Annotated in this window: 25 protein-coding genes; 11 read left to right on the top strand and 14 right to left on the bottom strand. The window is 28.4% G+C overall.

Translation table 11 applies throughout. From position 1 onward, the window contains the following. Positions 1-6: 6 nt before the first annotated feature. The 8 genes from VP91_RS02470 to hspQ all read right to left on the bottom strand — a co-directional run bounded on the left by VP91_RS02470 (position 7) and on the right by hspQ (position 5,154). A complete protein-coding gene (locus VP91_RS02470) occupies positions 7-528 on the bottom strand; it encodes an acyloxyacyl hydrolase (protein WP_169035855.1) in 522 nt (173 codons plus the stop codon). Beyond that, a complete protein-coding gene (locus tag VP91_RS02465; protein ID WP_169035854.1) occupies positions 518-892 on the bottom strand; it encodes a cytochrome c-type biogenesis protein in 375 nt (124 codons plus the stop codon). Before VP91_RS02465 ends, VP91_RS02470 begins: the two co-directional genes overlap by 11 nt. Beyond that, the gene (locus VP91_RS02460; protein WP_169035853.1) at positions 889-1,410 is read right to left on the bottom strand and encodes a DsbE family thiol:disulfide interchange protein; all 522 of its coding nucleotides are present in this window, start codon (positions 1,408-1,410) and stop codon (positions 889-891) included. The genes VP91_RS02465 and VP91_RS02460 overlap by 4 nt, the downstream gene beginning before the upstream one ends. Then, positions 1,407-3,284 carry a heme lyase CcmF/NrfE family subunit gene (locus VP91_RS02455; protein WP_169035852.1) on the bottom strand — a complete coding sequence of 626 codons (1,878 nt, stop codon included), beginning with the start codon at positions 3,282-3,284 and terminating at the stop codon, positions 1,407-1,409. Before VP91_RS02455 ends, VP91_RS02460 begins: the two co-directional genes overlap by 4 nt. Position 3,285: 1 nt before the next feature. Continuing rightward, positions 3,286-3,705, bottom strand: coding sequence for a cytochrome c maturation protein CcmE (gene ccmE / locus VP91_RS02450; RefSeq protein ID WP_169035851.1), 420 nt, complete (start codon positions 3,703-3,705; stop codon positions 3,286-3,288). A gap of 9 nt (positions 3,706-3,714) precedes the next feature. Then, positions 3,715-3,942, bottom strand: coding sequence for a heme exporter protein CcmD (locus VP91_RS02445; protein WP_011281601.1), 228 nt, complete (start codon positions 3,940-3,942; stop codon positions 3,715-3,717). Continuing rightward, positions 3,939-4,649, bottom strand: a complete 711-nt coding sequence (gene ccmC / locus VP91_RS02440; protein WP_169035850.1) for a heme ABC transporter permease CcmC — start codon at positions 4,647-4,649, stop codon at positions 3,939-3,941. The genes VP91_RS02445 and ccmC overlap by 4 nt, the downstream gene beginning before the upstream one ends. 184 nt (positions 4,650-4,833) lie before the next feature. Then, positions 4,834-5,154 carry a heat shock protein HspQ gene (hspQ, locus tag VP91_RS02435; protein ID WP_169035849.1) on the bottom strand — a complete coding sequence of 107 codons (321 nt, stop codon included), beginning with the start codon at positions 5,152-5,154 and terminating at the stop codon, positions 4,834-4,836. Between the two features lie 78 nt (positions 5,155-5,232). Here hspQ and VP91_RS02430 point away from each other — a divergent pair, with 78 nt between their 5' ends. After that, on the top strand, positions 5,233-5,784 hold the full coding sequence (locus tag VP91_RS02430; protein ID WP_169035848.1) for a septation protein A: 552 nt from the start codon (positions 5,233-5,235) through the stop codon (positions 5,782-5,784). Then, a complete protein-coding gene (locus VP91_RS02425; protein WP_169035847.1) occupies positions 5,777-6,121 on the top strand; it encodes a DUF2794 domain-containing protein in 345 nt (114 codons plus the stop codon). Before VP91_RS02430 ends, VP91_RS02425 begins: the two co-directional genes overlap by 8 nt. Before the next feature lie 6 nt (positions 6,122-6,127). Here VP91_RS02425 and VP91_RS02420 read toward each other — a convergent pair whose 3' ends face one another. Continuing rightward, on the bottom strand, positions 6,128-6,889 hold the full coding sequence (locus tag VP91_RS02420; RefSeq protein WP_169035846.1) for a Bax inhibitor-1/YccA family protein: 762 nt from the start codon (positions 6,887-6,889) through the stop codon (positions 6,128-6,130). Between the two features lie 61 nt (positions 6,890-6,950). On the opposite strand from VP91_RS02420, the gene VP91_RS02415 reads away from it, so the two are divergent. Genes VP91_RS02415 through VP91_RS02385 form a run of 7 tightly spaced genes read left to right on the top strand, consistent with a single transcriptional unit; the run spans position 6,951 to position 12,344 of the window. Continuing rightward, positions 6,951-7,988 carry an aldo/keto reductase gene (locus tag VP91_RS02415; protein WP_169035845.1) on the top strand — a complete coding sequence of 346 codons (1,038 nt, stop codon included), beginning with the start codon at positions 6,951-6,953 and terminating at the stop codon, positions 7,986-7,988. After that, positions 7,979-8,485: an invasion associated locus B family protein gene (locus VP91_RS02410; RefSeq protein WP_169035844.1), complete on the top strand. Its 507-nt coding sequence runs from the start codon at positions 7,979-7,981 to the stop codon at positions 8,483-8,485. The genes VP91_RS02415 and VP91_RS02410 overlap by 10 nt, the downstream gene beginning before the upstream one ends. A gap of 4 nt (positions 8,486-8,489) precedes the next feature. Beyond that, complete coding sequence (locus tag VP91_RS02405) at positions 8,490-9,677, top strand: argininosuccinate synthase (protein WP_169035843.1); 1,188 nt, start codon at positions 8,490-8,492, stop codon at positions 9,675-9,677. A 4-nt stretch (positions 9,678-9,681) separates the two neighbouring features. Further along, positions 9,682-10,299, top strand: coding sequence for a DsbA family oxidoreductase (locus VP91_RS02400; RefSeq protein WP_169035842.1), 618 nt, complete (start codon positions 9,682-9,684; stop codon positions 10,297-10,299). 57 nt (positions 10,300-10,356) lie between these two features. After that, entirely contained in the window at positions 10,357-10,815 is a 459-nt protein-coding gene (locus tag VP91_RS02395) for a hypothetical protein (protein ID WP_169035841.1), read from the top strand. Next, complete coding sequence (locus VP91_RS02390) at positions 10,815-11,195, top strand: phosphate-starvation-inducible PsiE family protein (RefSeq protein ID WP_169035840.1); 381 nt, start codon at positions 10,815-10,817, stop codon at positions 11,193-11,195. Before VP91_RS02395 ends, VP91_RS02390 begins: the two co-directional genes overlap by 1 nt. A 6-nt stretch (positions 11,196-11,201) precedes the next feature. Then, complete coding sequence (locus tag VP91_RS02385; protein WP_169035839.1) at positions 11,202-12,344, top strand: FAD-binding domain-containing protein; 1,143 nt, start codon at positions 11,202-11,204, stop codon at positions 12,342-12,344. On the opposite strand, the gene VP91_RS02380 is transcribed toward VP91_RS02385, so the two are convergent. From VP91_RS02380 to VP91_RS02360, 5 genes are read right to left on the bottom strand one after another with little or no spacing between them, the layout of a single operon-like run. Beyond that, a complete protein-coding gene (locus VP91_RS02380) occupies positions 12,341-12,949 on the bottom strand; it encodes a MarC family protein (protein WP_169035838.1) in 609 nt (202 codons plus the stop codon). The genes VP91_RS02385 and VP91_RS02380 overlap by 4 nt on opposite strands. Positions 12,950-12,984: 35 nt before the next feature. Next, positions 12,985-13,707: a type 1 glutamine amidotransferase gene (locus tag VP91_RS02375; RefSeq protein WP_169035837.1), complete on the bottom strand. Its 723-nt coding sequence runs from the start codon at positions 13,705-13,707 to the stop codon at positions 12,985-12,987. Positions 13,708-13,710: 3 nt separating this feature from the next. Then, the gene (locus VP91_RS02370) at positions 13,711-14,127 is read right to left on the bottom strand and encodes a VTT domain-containing protein (protein WP_169035836.1); all 417 of its coding nucleotides are present in this window, start codon (positions 14,125-14,127) and stop codon (positions 13,711-13,713) included. Continuing rightward, the gene (locus tag VP91_RS02365; protein ID WP_169035835.1) at positions 14,124-14,246 is read right to left on the bottom strand and encodes a DUF2256 domain-containing protein; all 123 of its coding nucleotides are present in this window, start codon (positions 14,244-14,246) and stop codon (positions 14,124-14,126) included. The genes VP91_RS02370 and VP91_RS02365 overlap by 4 nt, the downstream gene beginning before the upstream one ends. Further along, positions 14,246-15,736, bottom strand: a complete 1,491-nt coding sequence (locus VP91_RS02360; protein WP_169035834.1) for a cryptochrome/photolyase family protein — start codon at positions 15,734-15,736, stop codon at positions 14,246-14,248. The genes VP91_RS02365 and VP91_RS02360 overlap by 1 nt, the downstream gene beginning before the upstream one ends. Before the next feature lie 27 nt (positions 15,737-15,763). Between VP91_RS02360 and VP91_RS02355 the strand changes: the two genes are divergently transcribed. Beyond that, positions 15,764-16,474: an SDR family NAD(P)-dependent oxidoreductase gene (locus tag VP91_RS02355; RefSeq protein WP_169035833.1), complete on the top strand. Its 711-nt coding sequence runs from the start codon at positions 15,764-15,766 to the stop codon at positions 16,472-16,474. Beyond that, positions 16,449-17,540 (top strand): PQQ-dependent sugar dehydrogenase, encoded by a 1,092-nt coding sequence (locus tag VP91_RS02350; protein ID WP_169035832.1) that lies wholly within the window; start codon positions 16,449-16,451, stop codon positions 17,538-17,540. The genes VP91_RS02355 and VP91_RS02350 overlap by 26 nt, the downstream gene beginning before the upstream one ends.

Here is a 17,540-nt window from a genome sequence, read left to right as displayed (position 1 = left end):
TTTATTTTAGAAGTTTTTTAGTAAATTGAACATATAACTATTTGCCCCAGGGTTTTTAATCCCTAAGCTTGCATTAGATAAATGATTATATGACATCCCAAAATTTGTACTTTCTGAAATTGAATAAGATAATTGTACTTCAGTTCTAAATTCTAAAGCATGACCTAAATCTTTTCCATCTCCTTCGTGATAAATCCCTGGGGCAAAACTTGGGGTAAACTTAAGCTTATCACTCATCTCATAATTCCACTCTACTCCGGTATATAAATATGCAGCTGAATTTTCAGTAATAAATGCTCCTGTAATTGGAGAGGCTGTTCCAAGAAAAGTATCTCTCTCTAAATTTTCATTTTGATGTTGTAATCCATATAAAATAGCTTTTTGCTTATCATCACTAAAGTCAAAGTTTCCTGTATAAAAGTTATATTGATGTTCATTAATATTTTTATTTTCCTCTGCACTAACGGCAAAAGAAAATAGTATTAAGATTAGTGTTGATAAGATTTTTATATATAAATTATTTTTCATTTTTTTTCTGAATTTTTTTGTATATTATTGCACCACCAACTAAAAAAAACAATAACGGTAAAAACCATAATATATATGTGTTTTTGTTTAATTTCGGGTCATAAATTATCCAATCGCCATACTTTTCTCTTAAATAAAAGTATATTTCCTTCTCTTCTAGTCCATCGTTAATTTTTTTATCAACAATCAGTTTTATACTGGATGAAAATTCAGATTCGGAGTCATAAACGGATTGTCCTTGGCAAATTAAACAACGAATATTTTTTAAAATTTTATTTTTCAATTCATCAGATTTTTCATTAGATTTTAAATTTGAAAAACCCATTAATAATAATGCAATTATAGCTATTTTTAAAATTTTCATTTTGTAATCGACTTTATTTCTTCTAATATTTGTTTGTCGATTGGACCTATAAATTTTCTTATAATTTTTTTATCTTTATCAATAATAAAAGTTTCTGGAACACCATAAGCTCCAAACTCAACACTTAAAGTCCCATCATTATCAATTATAGTTTGAGAATATGGATTTCCAAGCTCATTAATAAATTTTTTTGCATTATTTAAATTGTCTCTATAATTCAATCCAATTAATTTAATTGATTTATTTTTGCTTAATCTCATTAATAAAGGGTGTTCTGCTCTACAAGGCACACACCAGGAAGCCCAAATATTTATAATATAAAATATATTCTCTTCAAAAATTTTATCTGAATTTACGAAGTTATTTGAATAAAAGTCCTTAGCTTTAAAAGTTGGTATATTCTTTTTCTCGTTAACCTTGGGTGTATAATTATTTGGAGCATTTAATCCCTTGTAAAAAATAACAAAACAAAAGCTAAAAAAAATAACTACAACGAATAAGCTAAACTTATTTTTCATATCTTTCTTTTAAATAAACTCATTAATCCACCAAGGCTTAATAATAAAACTGATATCCATATCCAAACCATAAATGGCTTTACTTGATATCTAATATTAAAATATTCATTACCCTTTACAAGGTTCATTACTAAAAACTTATCCTCTAATAGTGTTGTTCTTATATCTGCTTCACTAGTAATAATTATAGGCTGATTATAAATTCTAATCTCAGGTTTTAATTCAATAGTTTTGCCATTTTTGTTTTTTATTTCAAAAGAAGCAATGATGGAATTAAAATTACTTTCTTTTCTTTCTTCTATCTTTTTAAAAAAAATTTCACCTTTATTATAATCATATCTTTCACCAATTTTTATGTTGGTTATAATTTCTGAGGATAAAATATTATTAAATAAAATGCTTAATATTAATAAACTTAAACCAAAGTGTGAAACAGTTTGAGAAATATTATTAAATTTTTTAATAAATAATTCTTTTAAAGTTGTAAAGAAAAGAAAAAAAGCAGCTGAAATTAAAACTGTATAAAAAAGTAAGTCAGCAGTTAAATTTTTAATAATAAAAAAAGTTAACATTACCGAAATTATAAATGTGATAATAAGTGAGTTCTTATTTTCAATTTTTGATTTAATCCACTTAAGTCGTGGTCCAAGAGACATAAATAATAGAAACGGTATTAAAAAAGGAACAATTAATTTTTGATAAAAAGGAGGCCCTACTGATATTTTTTCACTAGATATTACATCTAGGAAAATTGGATATACTGTGCCAATTAAAACAACAGATAAAAAATACATCATAAACCAATTGTTTATTAAGATGGAAGTTTCTCTGCTAAGCCAAAAGAAATTATTTGAGCTTTTGTTATTTTCTTTGTGAAATGTAAAAAATATTCCTAACGATAAGACAATTAATGCAAATAAAAATATTAATATAAAAATACCTCTTGCAGGATCATTAGCAAATGTATGTACAGAATTTAATATTCCAGATCTTACTAAAAAAGTTCCACACATACTTAAGGTAAATGTTGTAATGGATAAAATAACTACCCAAGATGTCAGTGCTGCTCTTCTTTCTAACACTACAACACAATGTAACAATGCAGTTAATGTTAGCCATGGCATTAAAGAAACATTTTCAACTGGATCCCAAAACCAAAAACCTCCCCATCCTAGTTCGTAATATGCCCAAATTGATCCAAGCATAATTCCAATAGTTAAAAAAATCCAAGAAACTAAAACCCATTTTTTAATATGCTGTCCCCATTGTTTTAAAATATAGTTTTGCGTAACTGCAGCAAGGGATGATGAAAATATTATAGAAGTACCAACATAACCTAAATATAAAATCGGTGGATGAATTGCTAAAGCTGGATCTTGTAAAATTGGATTAAGACCAAGGCCTTCATTAGGAGTTGGAAATAAATAATTAAAAGGATTAGATGTCATTAACACAAATAAGAAAAATCCAATAATTATTATTTGCTGAAATAATAAAGTTAAAATTCTATATTTTTTAGGCTGCTCTCTTGATTTAATCAAAAATAAAAAAATAAACAAAGTTAATACTAATAACCATAATAATAGGCTTCCTTCATGGTTTCCCCAAGTTCCTGAGATTTTATAGAATAATGGTTTAGTTGTATGAGAGTTATTAAAGACTGTCTCATTACTAAAGTCTGAGTTTATAAAAGAAATAATCAAGCTCAAGAAACTCACAATTACAAAAACTAACTGTAAAAATGATAGAGATAATATATTTTGGTTAATCTGCTTATTAGTTTTATTAAAGTCTTTAATTGAAACTCCACAAAGTAACACTGAAAGTAACAACCCTAAAATTAAAGAATAATAACCTATCTGATTAGCTAGCAATTTATTTATCTCCTATAGCTTCTTTAACTTCTGGGGGCATATAATTTTCATCATGTTTTGCTAAAATTTTAGTAGCTGTAAAATAATTCTTATCTTTTAAAAAACCTTCAGCAACCACCCCTTTTCCTTCAGCAAATAAATTGGGAACTGAGCCTGAATAAACAACATTAATTTCATTTTTAAAGTCAGTAATAATAAAATTAACTTCATCAGAATTTATTGAGACTGATTGTTCTTTGACCATCCCACCCACTCTTATTTTTTTTTTATTCAATTCTATTAATGATTTTATTTCAGACGGAGACTGAAAATATACAACGTTTTCTTTTAATGATTGTAAAACTAAAAAAACTGTTAAAATTACTGAGGCTAAGATTAAAGCTAGGAATGTAAATCGTAATTTAACCTTTTTACCATACATGGTTATTGGTTAAATATTTGATGTATTGGATAATATTTCTCTATTAATATTTTGTGATCTTGCAGCTCTAGCTTTCTCAACATTTAGAGAACCAAATTTAGAAGCAAATCTTTTTTGCTCTTTTGAAAGCTGTAATTTAGTTACAAAATACAGGGCTGTAAAACTAATCAATGTAAATGAAAAAGCTGACCATACATATGCTCCGTATCCATTCATTGAAATTATTTCATTTATCATAATCTATCTAATCCTTTATTTTTAACTTTTATCAGTTCAGTATTATATTTCATCAAAAAAATGAGTAATGAAAAAAGGGCAAATGCCGCAGTCATAATGCCCAATGGGACTAACATTGATGGGTGAATTGCTGTGTTAGTTGATAAAATATTAATTGAAGCTGGTTGATGTAACGTGTTCCACCAATCAACAGAAAATTTAATGATAGGAACATTTACCACTCCTAATATTGCAATCAAAGAAGTGACTTTTATTACCTGTTCCTTATCTGCATAAATTTTCCATGCTAATAAATACATTCCATAAAATAAAGCTAAGATTAACATGGAGGTTATTCTTGCATCCCATGCCCACCAAGTCCCCCAAGTAGGCTTGCCCCAAATTGATCCTGTCACTAATGCAATTACATTAAAAACAAAACCTGAAGGTGCTAAACTTTTGGCAATCAAAGCAAAATTTTTATTTTTAAAAATAAAACTTCCAATAGATAGTAAAGCTAAACTAGAAAATATTCCAAGAGATATCCATGCTGCTGGTACATGAACATACATAATTCTTACCACATCACTTTGTTTATAATCTTCTGGTGATAAAATAAGCGCTTCAGTTAAACCAATTGTTAAAATTATAATAAATAAAAATAAGACATATTTAGGTGCCTTAGAGGTAACAGCAAAAATTTTATTGGGTTTGAAAGAATTAAACATTTTCTAAATTATATATATTAAAAAAAAAGATAATTTAATTTTTATTATGAAAAATTATTCCAACCAAGAATGCTGAGGGAGTTCATAATGATAAAAACGTCATTTAACACTCTTGATCAGAATATACTATTTTTTAACGACAATATATGTCTAAGATTTGAATTAATTGTGTTTAAAAAAAGAACTAATTGGAGGGCTTAAAATAGCTTGATCCTCTTTTTCCAGAAAAAATCTCCTCAATCAAGGGGTGTTTAATGGGGTCCTCTGAATCATCCATAAGTAGATTTTGTTCTGAAACATAAGCTTCATATGTAATCTCATCATTTTCGGCTAGTAAATGATAAAAGGGTTGATCTTTTTTTGGACGAACATTCTTTGGAATAGATTGGTACCATTCTTCAGAATTATTAAATTCAAAATCTACATCATATATTACACCTCTAAACTCAAAGTGCTTATGTTTTACAATATCTCCAATTGAAAATTTAGCTTTCTGAATTGCCATCCAGTATAATATGGGGATTAAAAAAAAAAAATCAATAAAAAAATATAAATGTTTATTTAATATGTTAATATCTTTTAAGTGAATAAATCATTTCTCAAATTTGTCACAGACTTTGGACCTTTGGCTATATTTTTTTATTATTATTATAATAATGACAAAAACTTATCAGTTGCAATTCCACCACTCATAGTTACAACATTAATTGCGTTAGCAATTGTGTGGTTTTTTGAAAAGAAAATACCCATGATGCCTTTAACAAGTGGAATATTAATTACATTTTTTGGTGGCCTAACAATTTATTTTAATGATCCAATTTTTATCTACATAAAACCTACTATCATTAATATTTTGTTTGCTTTAGCATTATTTTTTGGGAAATATTTTACAAACGAGCCTTTTCTTAAAAAAATTATGGGTAAATCAATTGCTTTGACAGATATTGGTTGGGAGTTGTTAAACAAAAGATGGACATTCTTTTTTTTAAGCCTTGCAATCTTAAATGAGTGTGTCTGGAGAACACAGACTGAAGAATTTTGGGTAAACTTTAAGGTTTGGGGAATGTTGCCAATAACGCTTGTCTTTACAGGCTTTCAGATTTCTTTAATCAATAAACATAAGCTTGATGAATAGAAACCTAAAACTAGTCATTAATAATCCACATAATCAAATAGAAGAGAGGCAATTTTTTGAAAAAAATGAACTCAAAATTATTTTAGACCTTTACGCAAAGATGGTTTCTGTGGGGTCTTGGAAAGATTATGGTTTGAATATTTCAAGCAAGCAAGTAAGTTTTAGTGTGTTTAAAAATGCTGCAGAAAATGCTTTGTATAAAATCTGTAAAAATTTTAAACCAAACAATAAAAATCTTAAATATTTAGTTACCGACTCCACTGGTAAAGTTTTAAAAAATTCTTTTGATTTAGAAATTTTACTTAAAAATACTTCTTGGAAAAATTTTAAGAAATAATTAAGACTATCGTCTTTGTCCAAATAATCTTAATAACATTATAAATAAATTTATAAAGTCTAGGTAAAGAGTTAAAGCACCCATTACAGCTTTTTTACCCATTAATTCACCTGTGTCACTTGCTGCATACATATTTTTAATTTTTTGAGTGTCGTAAGCAGTCAAGCCTACAAAAATCAAAACACCTAAAATAGATATTACAAAGTACATCATCGAAGATTTCATAAAAATGTTAACTATAGATGCAATAATAATACCAATTAATCCCATCATTAAAAAAGATCCTAGTTTAGTCAAATCTCTTTTAGTTGTGTATCCATAAATACTCATTGCACCAAAAGTTGCTGAGCAGATAAAGAAAACTCTTGTTACACTCATTCCTGTATAAATTAATAAAATTGATGATAATGATAAGCCCATTAATGATGCAAAAATCCAAAAAGTGGTTTGAGCAGATGATGCCGACATTTTATTCATTCTGGCACTCATATAAAAAACAATTCCTAAAGGTGCCAACATGACAAGCCATTTTAGTCCTGACATGTAGATTGCATTGCCCATTGAAGTTAAGCCCACAATAGAACCAGCATCATTTGTAACCACTGACATTTTAAAAGTTAAGAGAGCGACTATCCCTGTTAACAAAATTCCAGTTGCCATGTAGTTGTAGACTTTTAGCATATATGCTCTTAAGCCCTCATCCATTACTACAGTTGATTGTTGAGCTTCTTTAACTTTATTTAGTATATTTTGTTTATTGAAATCCATACCGTATATATAATAGCCTTTTACTATTATTTCAAGATGTCTTAATAAGGTTAAAATTATTATGAATTATAAAAAATTAGGAAATACAGATTTAAAAATAAGCACTATTTGTTTGGGTACTATGACTTGGGGTGAACAAAATACCCAAAATGAGGGTTTTGAGCAGATGGATTATGCCTTAGATCAAGGTGTAAACTTTTGGGATACTGCAGAGATTTATTCCATACCACCAAAACAAGAAACATTTGGAGATACAGAGGTAATTATTGGAAACTGGTTTGAAAAAACAAAAAAGAGAGACAAAGTAATTTTAGCTTCTAAAGTTTGTGGGCCAATGAGGGAATATGTTAGAGGTGGTGGAAACCAATTTGGAACTAAAAATATTACTGAAGCACTAAATGGAAGTTTAAATAGACTAAAGACTGATTATATTGATTTGTATCAATTGCATTGGCCTGAAAGAAAAACAAACTTTTTTGGTCAATTAGGATATGAGCATAATGATACTAGTGAATGGACACAATTTGAAGATATTTTAGGAAATTTAAAAAAATTTATTGATCAAGGAAAAATAAGGCATGTTGGTTTGTCAAATGAAACTCCATGGGGATTATCTAAATTTTTAGAACTATCTGAAAATAAAAAACTTCCAAGAATGCTGTCAGTTCAAAATCCTTATAATTTACTAAATAGAACTTATGAAGTTGGTCTTGCAGAAATGTCCATCAGAGAAAAAACTGGTTTGTTAGCATACTCTCCTTTAGCTTGTGGTTACCTATCTGGAAAATATAGAAATAATCAAATGCCAAAAGGTACAAGAATTGAGCGTGATGGGGAATTTTGGACTCGATATAATAAGCCAAATTCAGATAAAGCCATAGATGCTTACTTTGAAATAGCAAAAAAACATGAGTTAAATTTAGCTCAAATGTCTTTAAAATTTTTAGAAATTCAGCCTTTTGTAACGTCAGTTATTATTGGTGCCACTACAATGGAGCAGTTGAAAACTAATATAGAAAGTGTACATGTAAACATAACAGATAAAATTATTAAAGAAATAAATGATGTACAATCCACATACCCTAACCCATGTCCTTAATTAAAAGATTAATATTCGTAGCTCTCCTAACTACTTTTTCTAATCTGCTTAATGCTGAGGAAGTAAAGAAATTAGGCAAACATAAAGATTGGGAAACTTATGTTATTAATACTGATGCAGGAAAAGTTTGCTTTGCACAATCTAAGCCCGTTTTGCAAGCTCCAAAAAATAACCCTAGAGAAGCTAGATTATTTATTAGCTTCAGACCGGGAGAAAATATATCAAATGAGATTAGTATTACTAGTGGTTACAATTATAATGATAAAAACGCTATAACAGCTACTTCAGGAAAAAATAAATATAAATTTGATATTGTTAGAGAAAATTTTGCCTGGATTACTGATAACAAATTTGAAAAAAAAATGATTAGAACTATGGAAAAGGGCTCTAGAATAATGATTACATCCTACAATTTAAAAGGATCTCAAACTAGAGATCACTATTCTTTATTAGGATTTACTAAAGCATACAAAGCCACAAAAGCTAACTGCAGTTAATTTAATGAAATCAAAAAAAAAAATAGTACTCGCTTATTCGGGTGGATTAGACACGTCTATCATTTTAAAATGGCTTCAGGAAAATTATGATGCAGAAGTAATTTGTTATACTGCTGACGTAGGGCAAAAAATAGATAGAAAAAAAATTATAAGAAACGCAAAAAAATTAGGTGTTAAAAATATTATTATTGAAAACCTAAAAGATATCTTTGTAAAAGATTATGTCTTTCCAATGCTTAGAGGACATGCAATTTATGAAGGTGTTTATTTATTGGGCACTTCAATTGCAAGACCATTAATTGCAAAACGTCAAATAGCTACTGCTAGAAAATTTGGTGCTTATGCTGTTTCGCATGGATCAACTGGAAAAGGAAATGACCAGGTAAGATTTGAATTAGGTTATCATTATTTTGGTCCCAAGGTAAAAATTATTGCCCCATGGAGAATATGGAAGCTAAACTCTAGAACAGATTTAATTAAATATGCAAAAAAAAATAATATTCCAATTCCTACAGATAAAAAAGGTGCACCACCTTTTTCAATTGATGATAATTTATATCACACTTCAACTGAAGGTAAGGTTTTAGAAAATCCCAAAAATGCAGCACCTGAGTTTCTTTTTCAAAGAACAGTTTCTCCTGAAAAAGCACCTAACAAAGCATCATTTATAACTTTAGGTTTTAAAAATGGAGACCTTTTAACTATTAATGGTAAAAAATTATCACCTGGGAACTTGTTAGACAAACTTAACATAGTTGCTGGAAAAAATGGAATAGGTAGAGTTGATTTAGTTGAGAACAGATTTATTGGAATTAAGTCTCGAGGCGTTTATGAAACACCCGGTGGAACATTATTAATGTCTGCACATAGAGCGATTGAGTCTGTTACTTTGGATAAAGAAACTATGCATAAAAAAGATGAAATTATGCCAAAGTATGCTGAACTAATTTACAATGGTTATTGGTATTCAAAAGCAAGATTTAAACTTCAGAAAATTGTTGACCTTAAAAAAAATAAAGTAAATGGATCTGTTAAACTTAAACTGTACAAAGGCAATATCACTATAATTTCTAGGCAAACAGAGAGTGGTGCTTATTCAATGAAAAAGGTTTCTTTTGAAGAAAATAAAACTTTTAATAAATCAAATGTAGAAAGATTTATTAACTTTCATAAAAAAAAGCTTCATTTATAAATTTATGAAAATAAAAGTGTTCGCTGACACTATTTGTGGTTGGTGTTTTATTGGTCAAGTAAGATTAAGTAAAGCATTTAGAAATTTTCCAGGAACTAAGTTTGAAATAGAGCATGTACCATTTCAATTAAACCCTGATATGCCAAAAGGAGGTATTGAAAGAAGTAAATATTTAGAAATAAAATTTGGAAGAAAAGAACTTGCTCAACCCATGTATGATCAAATGAGTATTGAAGCTAAAAAGGAGGGTCTTAATTTTAACCTTGATAAAATAAAAAAAACACCGAATACTGTATTTTCACACTTATTGATAGAGTTGGCTCAAAGGACTAATACACAAAATGAAGTTAAAGAAAAAATATATCAATCATATTTTATTGAAGGTGTTGATATTGGAAATAAAGAAGTCTTAATTAATATTGGAAAAGAATTCAATATTAAAGCAGATTTAGTTAATAATTTTTTTAGTACAGAAAATATAGAAAGAGTTAATTCATATATTTTGGTTGCAAAAGAAAAAGAAATTAGTGGAGTGCCTTTTTTTGAGATAGGAACAGACTTTGTTTCAGGCGCTCAAAGCTCTGCAAATTTAGAAAGTGTAATAAGGTCTAATTTAAGCTAAAAAATTAAAGGACACTTTAACCTTTGCCTTTAATGTATAAATATCTATTCTAGGTATATGGAATCACTAAAAAATTGGATGATAGATGCTGCTAACATTTTATTTGATGATAGCAAAAATGATCTAAGGGCTTTGCCTAGATCTGTGAGATTACAAATTTTATTAGTTTTAAGCTTTGTTTGGACAACTGTTTTTAGTTTATATATTTTTTCTTATACAACTTTTGCCTTTGGTTGGGCCGGGCTTTATATAGCGCACGTTGGACTTATTTTTGCAGTCTATATGACATTCAAACATTTTCATAAAGCAGAGGCACAATCTAATAGTGTATTTCAAACTAAAAATTTTGATCCATTTAAAATCATGGTTATTGTTTTTGTCATCGTATTTATCTTTGTGTTTTCTAAGGGAATAGAGATTTTAACAAGTCCCAACCCTAGCTCTTACTCAATCCCATATGATGGTCCATCAAAATCAGTGTTTGAAAAATGGCTACCATTTAGTAAAGATAAGTAATGGAAAAAATAGCAAAAAATTTACAGCTAACATTAATGTGTATAATTTTAGTAAGCACTGTAATTGCCGTTGGTATGGAAATTAAAAATATGTTTCTAAATCAATCTGTAATGTTGGCAGATTTACTTTTAATGTTTCTTTACCTAGAGGTGCTAGCAATGGTTCGTGTTTTTTGGAGTCAGCAATCAATCAGTATAACCTTGCCTCTTCTAATTGCGATAACTGCACTAGCCAGATTTATTATATTGCAAGGAAAAGAAATGGATCCATCAGCATTAGTTTATGAAGCTATAGCTATAGTTCTAATTGCATCTGCAATAGTTATTCTTAGATTAAGACACAGTGATAAGTTAGGCTTAAAGAAAAGAAAATCTAAATAATTTAAAATGGTATTTGAAGCTTCAAGGGCTAAAGCCATTGATAAATTAAATGATTTTACTGAACAAAATCTTACAGATTATTCAAAACTGAGAAATTTTGATTTTGGAACTAGCAATAGATCAAACGTTTCTTGTCTATCTCCATACATAACACACGGTGTAATTAGTGAGTTAGAAGTAATTGATAAATCTCTTAAAAGATTTTCGTTCTCAAAAAGTGAAAAATTTATTCAAGAAGTTTTGTGGCGTGTTTATTGGAAAGGTTGGCTTGAACTAAGACCAAATGTTTGGTCAGACTACTTGATAGATTTAGATAAAATTAAAAGTGAATTTAAAAATAACCAAAATTATCTAAACGCTATTGAGGGGAAAACAAATGTAGACTGCTTTAATCAGTGGGTAATTGAACTTAAAGAAAATAACTACCTCCATAACCATACTAGAATGTGGTTTGCTAGCATTTGGATATTCACACTAGAATTACCTTGGCAATTAGGAGCTGAATTTTTTATGCAGCATCTTTATGATGGCGATCCTGCATCAAACACGCTGGGTTGGAGATGGGTAGCTGGAGTTCAAACACAAGGTAAGCATTATTTAGCAAGTGAGTGGAATATAAATAAATTTACTAATAATAGATTTAAAAATATAAAGCTTAATGAAAATGCTCCACCAGTATTCAGTGATAAAAATTATTCTATTAGCAAAAAAAATTTTTTAAATTTTGAAATTTTAGAAGATAAAACTTTATTAATATTTGAAAACAATTTGACTTTTGAATTTTCTGATTTTAAAGAACATAATTTTAAAAAAATTTTATTAGTCTCAAATGAAACAAATAGAACAATAAAATTAAGTGAAAAAGTGTTGAGATTTAAAGCTAATCTTTTAAAAGATCAAAAAATAAGATTAGAAGAAAAATCAATTAACTGTGAAACTATTAACATTAATGATTTAAAAAATATTACAGAAGAGGTTTATGCTCTCTACCCAACTGTTGGTGAAAATGTAGATTTTATTCAAAACAATAAATTACAAAATATCAAATTTTTATATAGGAAGTTAGATCAGTTTTCTTGGCAATATTGTAATAAAGGTTTCTTTAATTTTAAAAATTATATCCCAAAAATTATTGCTTGTTTTAATTAAGCTAAAAAGGTTTTAATACCATCTAAAATATACTGCACACTCAATCCAACAAGAACAATAGCTACCACCCTTGAGATAACTCCAATTATTTTTTTATTTATTATCTTAGAAAATTTTGAAGCCATAAAAAAAATTATAAAAGTTAAAAATAAAACAGATACTAATGAAATCATTCCTGCAGTTTGATCAGTAAAATCGGTTCCAATATCTGAAACAGAAACTATTACTGAAGTAATAGCGGCTGGTCCTGCGATAATAGGTGTTGCTAAAGGAAAAACACTAACATTATCCGAATTAAGATCTATATCTTCTTCTTTTCTTTGTTGGCGCTTGTCAAACAACATCTCCATTGCAATTATTAATAAAATTATTCCTCCACCAATTGTGAATGCTGGATAAGAAATATTTAAATAACTTAATAATGAGCTTCCAAGTAATGCAAAAAAAAGCAATATGATTGAAGCTATTATGGTAGCACTTAATGCTATTCTTATCTTTTTATTAGTATCCATGTTTTGAGTAATACTTAAAAATAAAGGAGTGTTTCCTAATGGATCTATAACAATAAAATATAGAAAAAAAGTTTGAATAAAAATTTCTGACATCTAATTTATCTATCTCTTTAAAACAATATTACAATTTAAATTAAAATTTTCTTAAAATTTTCGTGAAGAATTTTTGAATAGTTATTCATATCTCTCATATTATTTTTAGCTGCTTTATCAAATTTATCTAGGGCACCGTCACCCAATTGATCTTCTAGGGCTTTTTTATACTCTGGTACACAACCCCACTCATTTACCGTTGTGTCTTTGATTTCTATATGAAATTGGATTCCGTAAGCATGATCTTGATATTTAAAAATTTGATATTTAGTTACAGGAGATGAGGCTAATAAAGTAATATCTTTATTACTATCTATTCCCTGCACCTCAAAAGAATGCCACTGTAAACTTTTAATTTGTTCTGGAAATTTTGAAAATAAAATATCTTTATTTTTTTCTTTAGTAAAATTTATATCCATTATTCCAATTTCTGCTGGGTTAGATTTTACTACTTTACCACCCACAACTTCTCCTAATAACTGACAGCCCAAACAAAAACCAAGGTAAGGTTTCTTTAAATCAATGACAAATTCTTTAATTCTTTTTTTTTCATCAATTAACCAAGGGTGCTCTTGCTCCATAAAAGTATCCATTGGACCACCCATACAAAACATTCCATCAAATTTACTTAAGTCACTTGGAATTTTTTCACCTTCGTCTAACTCAATAGTAGTTAAGTTAAAACCATCAGCTAACATTAAATCTTTGATATAGCCTGGATCTTCAATTCTTATATGTTGTAAAACTATTATATTCATTACTTAACCCATCAAATAGAAGACAACAAAATACCTACTTACTTTTCCAATTGCTACTAAAATAATAAATTCTATAAATCTAACTTTCAATAAACCTGCAACTAAAGTCAGTGGATCACCTACAATAGGAACCCACGCAAATAATAATGACCATTTACCAAACTTTCTAAACCATTTTGAAGAGTTTTTAATTTGATTATCTTTAAATGGAAACCACTTTTTTGTAGTAAGATTTCTTGAATAAAAACCTAAAACCCAGTTAACAACTGACCCTAAAACATTCCCAAAACTTGCCACAATTAATAAAAATAAATTATCATAATTTGATGTTGCAATTAATCCTGCCAACGTGAGTTCGGATGAAAATGGTAAAATGGTTGCAGCTAAAAAAGATATAGTAAATAAAGATAAATAAATCACTTAGAGCACTTTTTAGAGCAATACTTTATCTTATCCCAATTTAATTTCCATTTTTTACGCCAAACAAAAGGTCTTTTACAAACAGGGCAAACTTTTGAAGGCAAGTTTTCTTTTTTCATTAAATGGTATTTTGTTTAATAAATTTATCAGCTTCAGATAAAATCATTTTTTTTCTTTCATCTTTCATTTTATCAAAAACATAAACCATCATAGATAGTCGAGGATTTTTTAGAAAAAATTTTCTATTTCTATCTATAAATCTCCAGTATAAGCCATCCATCGTATTGCACCATTCCCCTTTTTTAAAATCCATCATTTTCATAAAATAACTTGATCCGCAGATATATGGTTTAGTAGCAAAAATACCTCCATCACTAAATAGTCCCATTCCATAAACATTGGGAACCATTACCCAATCAGATGAATCCACAAACATCTCCATAAACCACTTATAAACAATTGTTGGTTTAACCTCACAAAGGTTCATTATATTTGATAAAATCATTAGTCTCTCAATATGATGAGACCAGGCATGGTTAACAGCATTTTTAATAGCATGGTCCAGTGGGGGTAAACCTGTTGTACCCTCGTACCAAGACTTTTTCATTTTTCTATTATGTTTGAAAAAATTTTTAGTTTCCATCTCATCAGAATAGCCTTGATAAATTCCACGCATAAACTCTCTCCAGCCTATTATCTGACGAATATAACCTTCAAGAGAGTTCATTCTAATTTTATGTTTTTTGTGAAATTCTAGAATTTTTTGAATAATAATTTCAGGAGTTATCAAACCTAAATTAATATACGGGCTTAAAGCACTATGAAATAGAATATTATCTTTTTGATTAACGGCATCCTCATAATCACCAAATAAATTTGATTTTTCTTTAATAAAAAAATCTAAAAGCTTAACAACATCACTGTATTCAGTTGCAAGCCAAAAATTACTTGTGCTACCGGGATGGTCTTTAAATAATTTTTCAATAATTGGTTTTAATTTTTTTGTATGACTGGTTTCATTAATTTTTGGAAATTTTGGTATTAATATATCTTTTGGTAATTTATTTCTGTTATCCTCATCAAAACTCCACTTACCACCGATAGGGTTTCCATCAGCACCCATCAATATTCCAGATTTTTTACGAACCTCCTTGTAAAATGTTGCCATAAAAGGTTTTTTTGATTTTGCTAAATAATTTTTAAACTCATCTCTTGAGTTTAAAAACATTGGAGTTTGAACAACATTCCAATTAATTTTTTCTTTTTTTAAAAATTGTGAAATTTTTTTTTCAAAAAATTTATCTTCAATTTCAAAACTTGAAATTTCTGTAATTTTTTTTTGAGTAACTACTTTTTTTAATTTTTTGAAATAATCATCTTTAAATTCTTTATCTTCAATTTTTAAATAATCTATTTTAAATTTGTTTTTCTTAAGGTTGTCTGCGTAAGACCTCATGGAAGATAGAAATAGCAGTATCTTTTGCTTATGATGCTTTTCATAAGTGCATAATTCGTTGTCTTCTGCCATAAAAAACACATGGTCCTTTTTGAAGCGGTCCAAGTATTTTAATGGAAATAATTGATTACCAAGTATAAAAAACAATCTCATAGTTAAATATAACTAATTAAAAATTATATGTCAGAAAAATATCTTATTTTTGGTGCGACAGGTTCTGTAGGTTCTAGCTTAGCTGAACAGCTTAAAAATTCAGGTAATAATATTCATCTAGTTGCAAGAAATGAAAGTGAAGTTAAAACAATTGCAGAAAAATTGGGTTGCTCTTATACGGTTGTTGATGTGTTGGAGGATGGGTTTATAGAAAAAGTAAAATCAGATATTAATGATATCAAGGGTGTCGCCTATTGCGTGGGCTCTATTGATTTAAAACCATTAAGAATGGTTACTGAAGCTGACATGAATAAATGTATGAAACTAAACCTTTATTCAGCCATTGAAGTTATAAAAGGATTTCAGGAAAGTTTAAAAAAGAACAAAGGCTCAGTAGTTTTATTTTCAACTGTTGCTGCTCAAAGAGGTTTTACTAATCACACAATTATTGCATCTACTAAAGCTGCTGTTGAAGGATTAACTGTTACGCTAGCTGCTGAGTTTGCTCCAAATATTAGAGTGAATTGCATAGCACCTAGCTTATCAAAATCTAAAATTGCAGAACCAATGTTAAAAAATCCTGCAATAGCAGAAGGCATTGCTAAAGCACATCCTCTTAAAAGATTGGGCGAAGGAAAAGATTCTGCAGCACTTGCAAAATTTTTAATTACTGAAGAAAGTTCTTGGGTTACTGGACAGATAATAGCTGTTGATGGTGGTAGATCAAAACTTTCTTAGGGTAAAAAAATATTTTTTATTAATATTTTTTTTTCTTTTATTCGCTTCAAAAAGCTATTCTAACAATTATATATTCACTAAAATAATAAAACTAAATGAACCTTGGGGATCTTCATTTATTAATAATAATGAAATCATTGTAACTGAAAAAAGTGGAAAAATTAAAATTATTAATGTGGTTTCAAAAAAAGTTATAGAGATTAAGCATAATCTTAACTTTTTAGAAGTTGGCCAAGGTGGATTATTAGATATTATTTGTCAAGATGATACATTATGGATTTCTTATTCAGAAGATAGAGGGGATTCAAAAACAAGTACATCAATTGCAAAAGCACAACTAAATAAACAAGAATTAAATTTTAAAAATATTTTTCAAGCAAACCCTCCAATAGATTCTGGTTATCATTTTGGTTCAAGATTAGCAATTAAGGGTGATTATATTTATGCGTCAACTGGTGAAAGAGGCCTAGGTATGATAGCTCAAAATCCCACAAAACATCCTGGTAGCATTATTAGAATTCATACTGATGGTAGTATTCCAAAAGATAATCCAAAATTTGAAGGTAAGAAAAGCTGGTTACCTGAAATTTATCAAATAGGTGTTCGTAATCCACAAGGTTTAACACTCTCTGATTATGATGGAAAAATATATTTAAGTAATCACGGAGCAAGAGGTGGTGATTGGTTTGGAGAGGCTAAAAAAGGAGAAAATTATGGATGGAAGATTTTAGGCTGGGGAGGAAAAAATTATTCAGGAACAAAGATAGGTCCTAAATGGAAGCCAGGTTTTACTAAAGCAATTCAATATTGGATACCTTCAATAGCTACTAGTGCCATCACAATTTATAAAGGAAATGAGTTTAAAGAATGGAATGGACATGCACTAATTACTTCTTTAAAAGATCAATCTTTGAGAAAATTAATATTTGATGATTTATCTAATGTGAAAGAAGATCTTATATTTAAAAATAAAGTTGGAAGAATAAGAGATATTCAAGTTCATCCAACTAATGGTAAAATATTTTTTTTAAGTGAAAATGCTTTGTGGTTAATGGAAAAAAATTAA

The organism is Candidatus Pelagibacter communis, assembly GCF_012932795.1.
In the GTDB taxonomy this organism is placed as follows: Bacteria; Pseudomonadota; Alphaproteobacteria; order Pelagibacterales; family Pelagibacteraceae; genus Pelagibacter; species Pelagibacter ubique_S.
The sequence above is the reverse complement of the archived record's forward strand: the minus strand, read 5'-3'. Positions and strand labels throughout refer to the sequence as shown.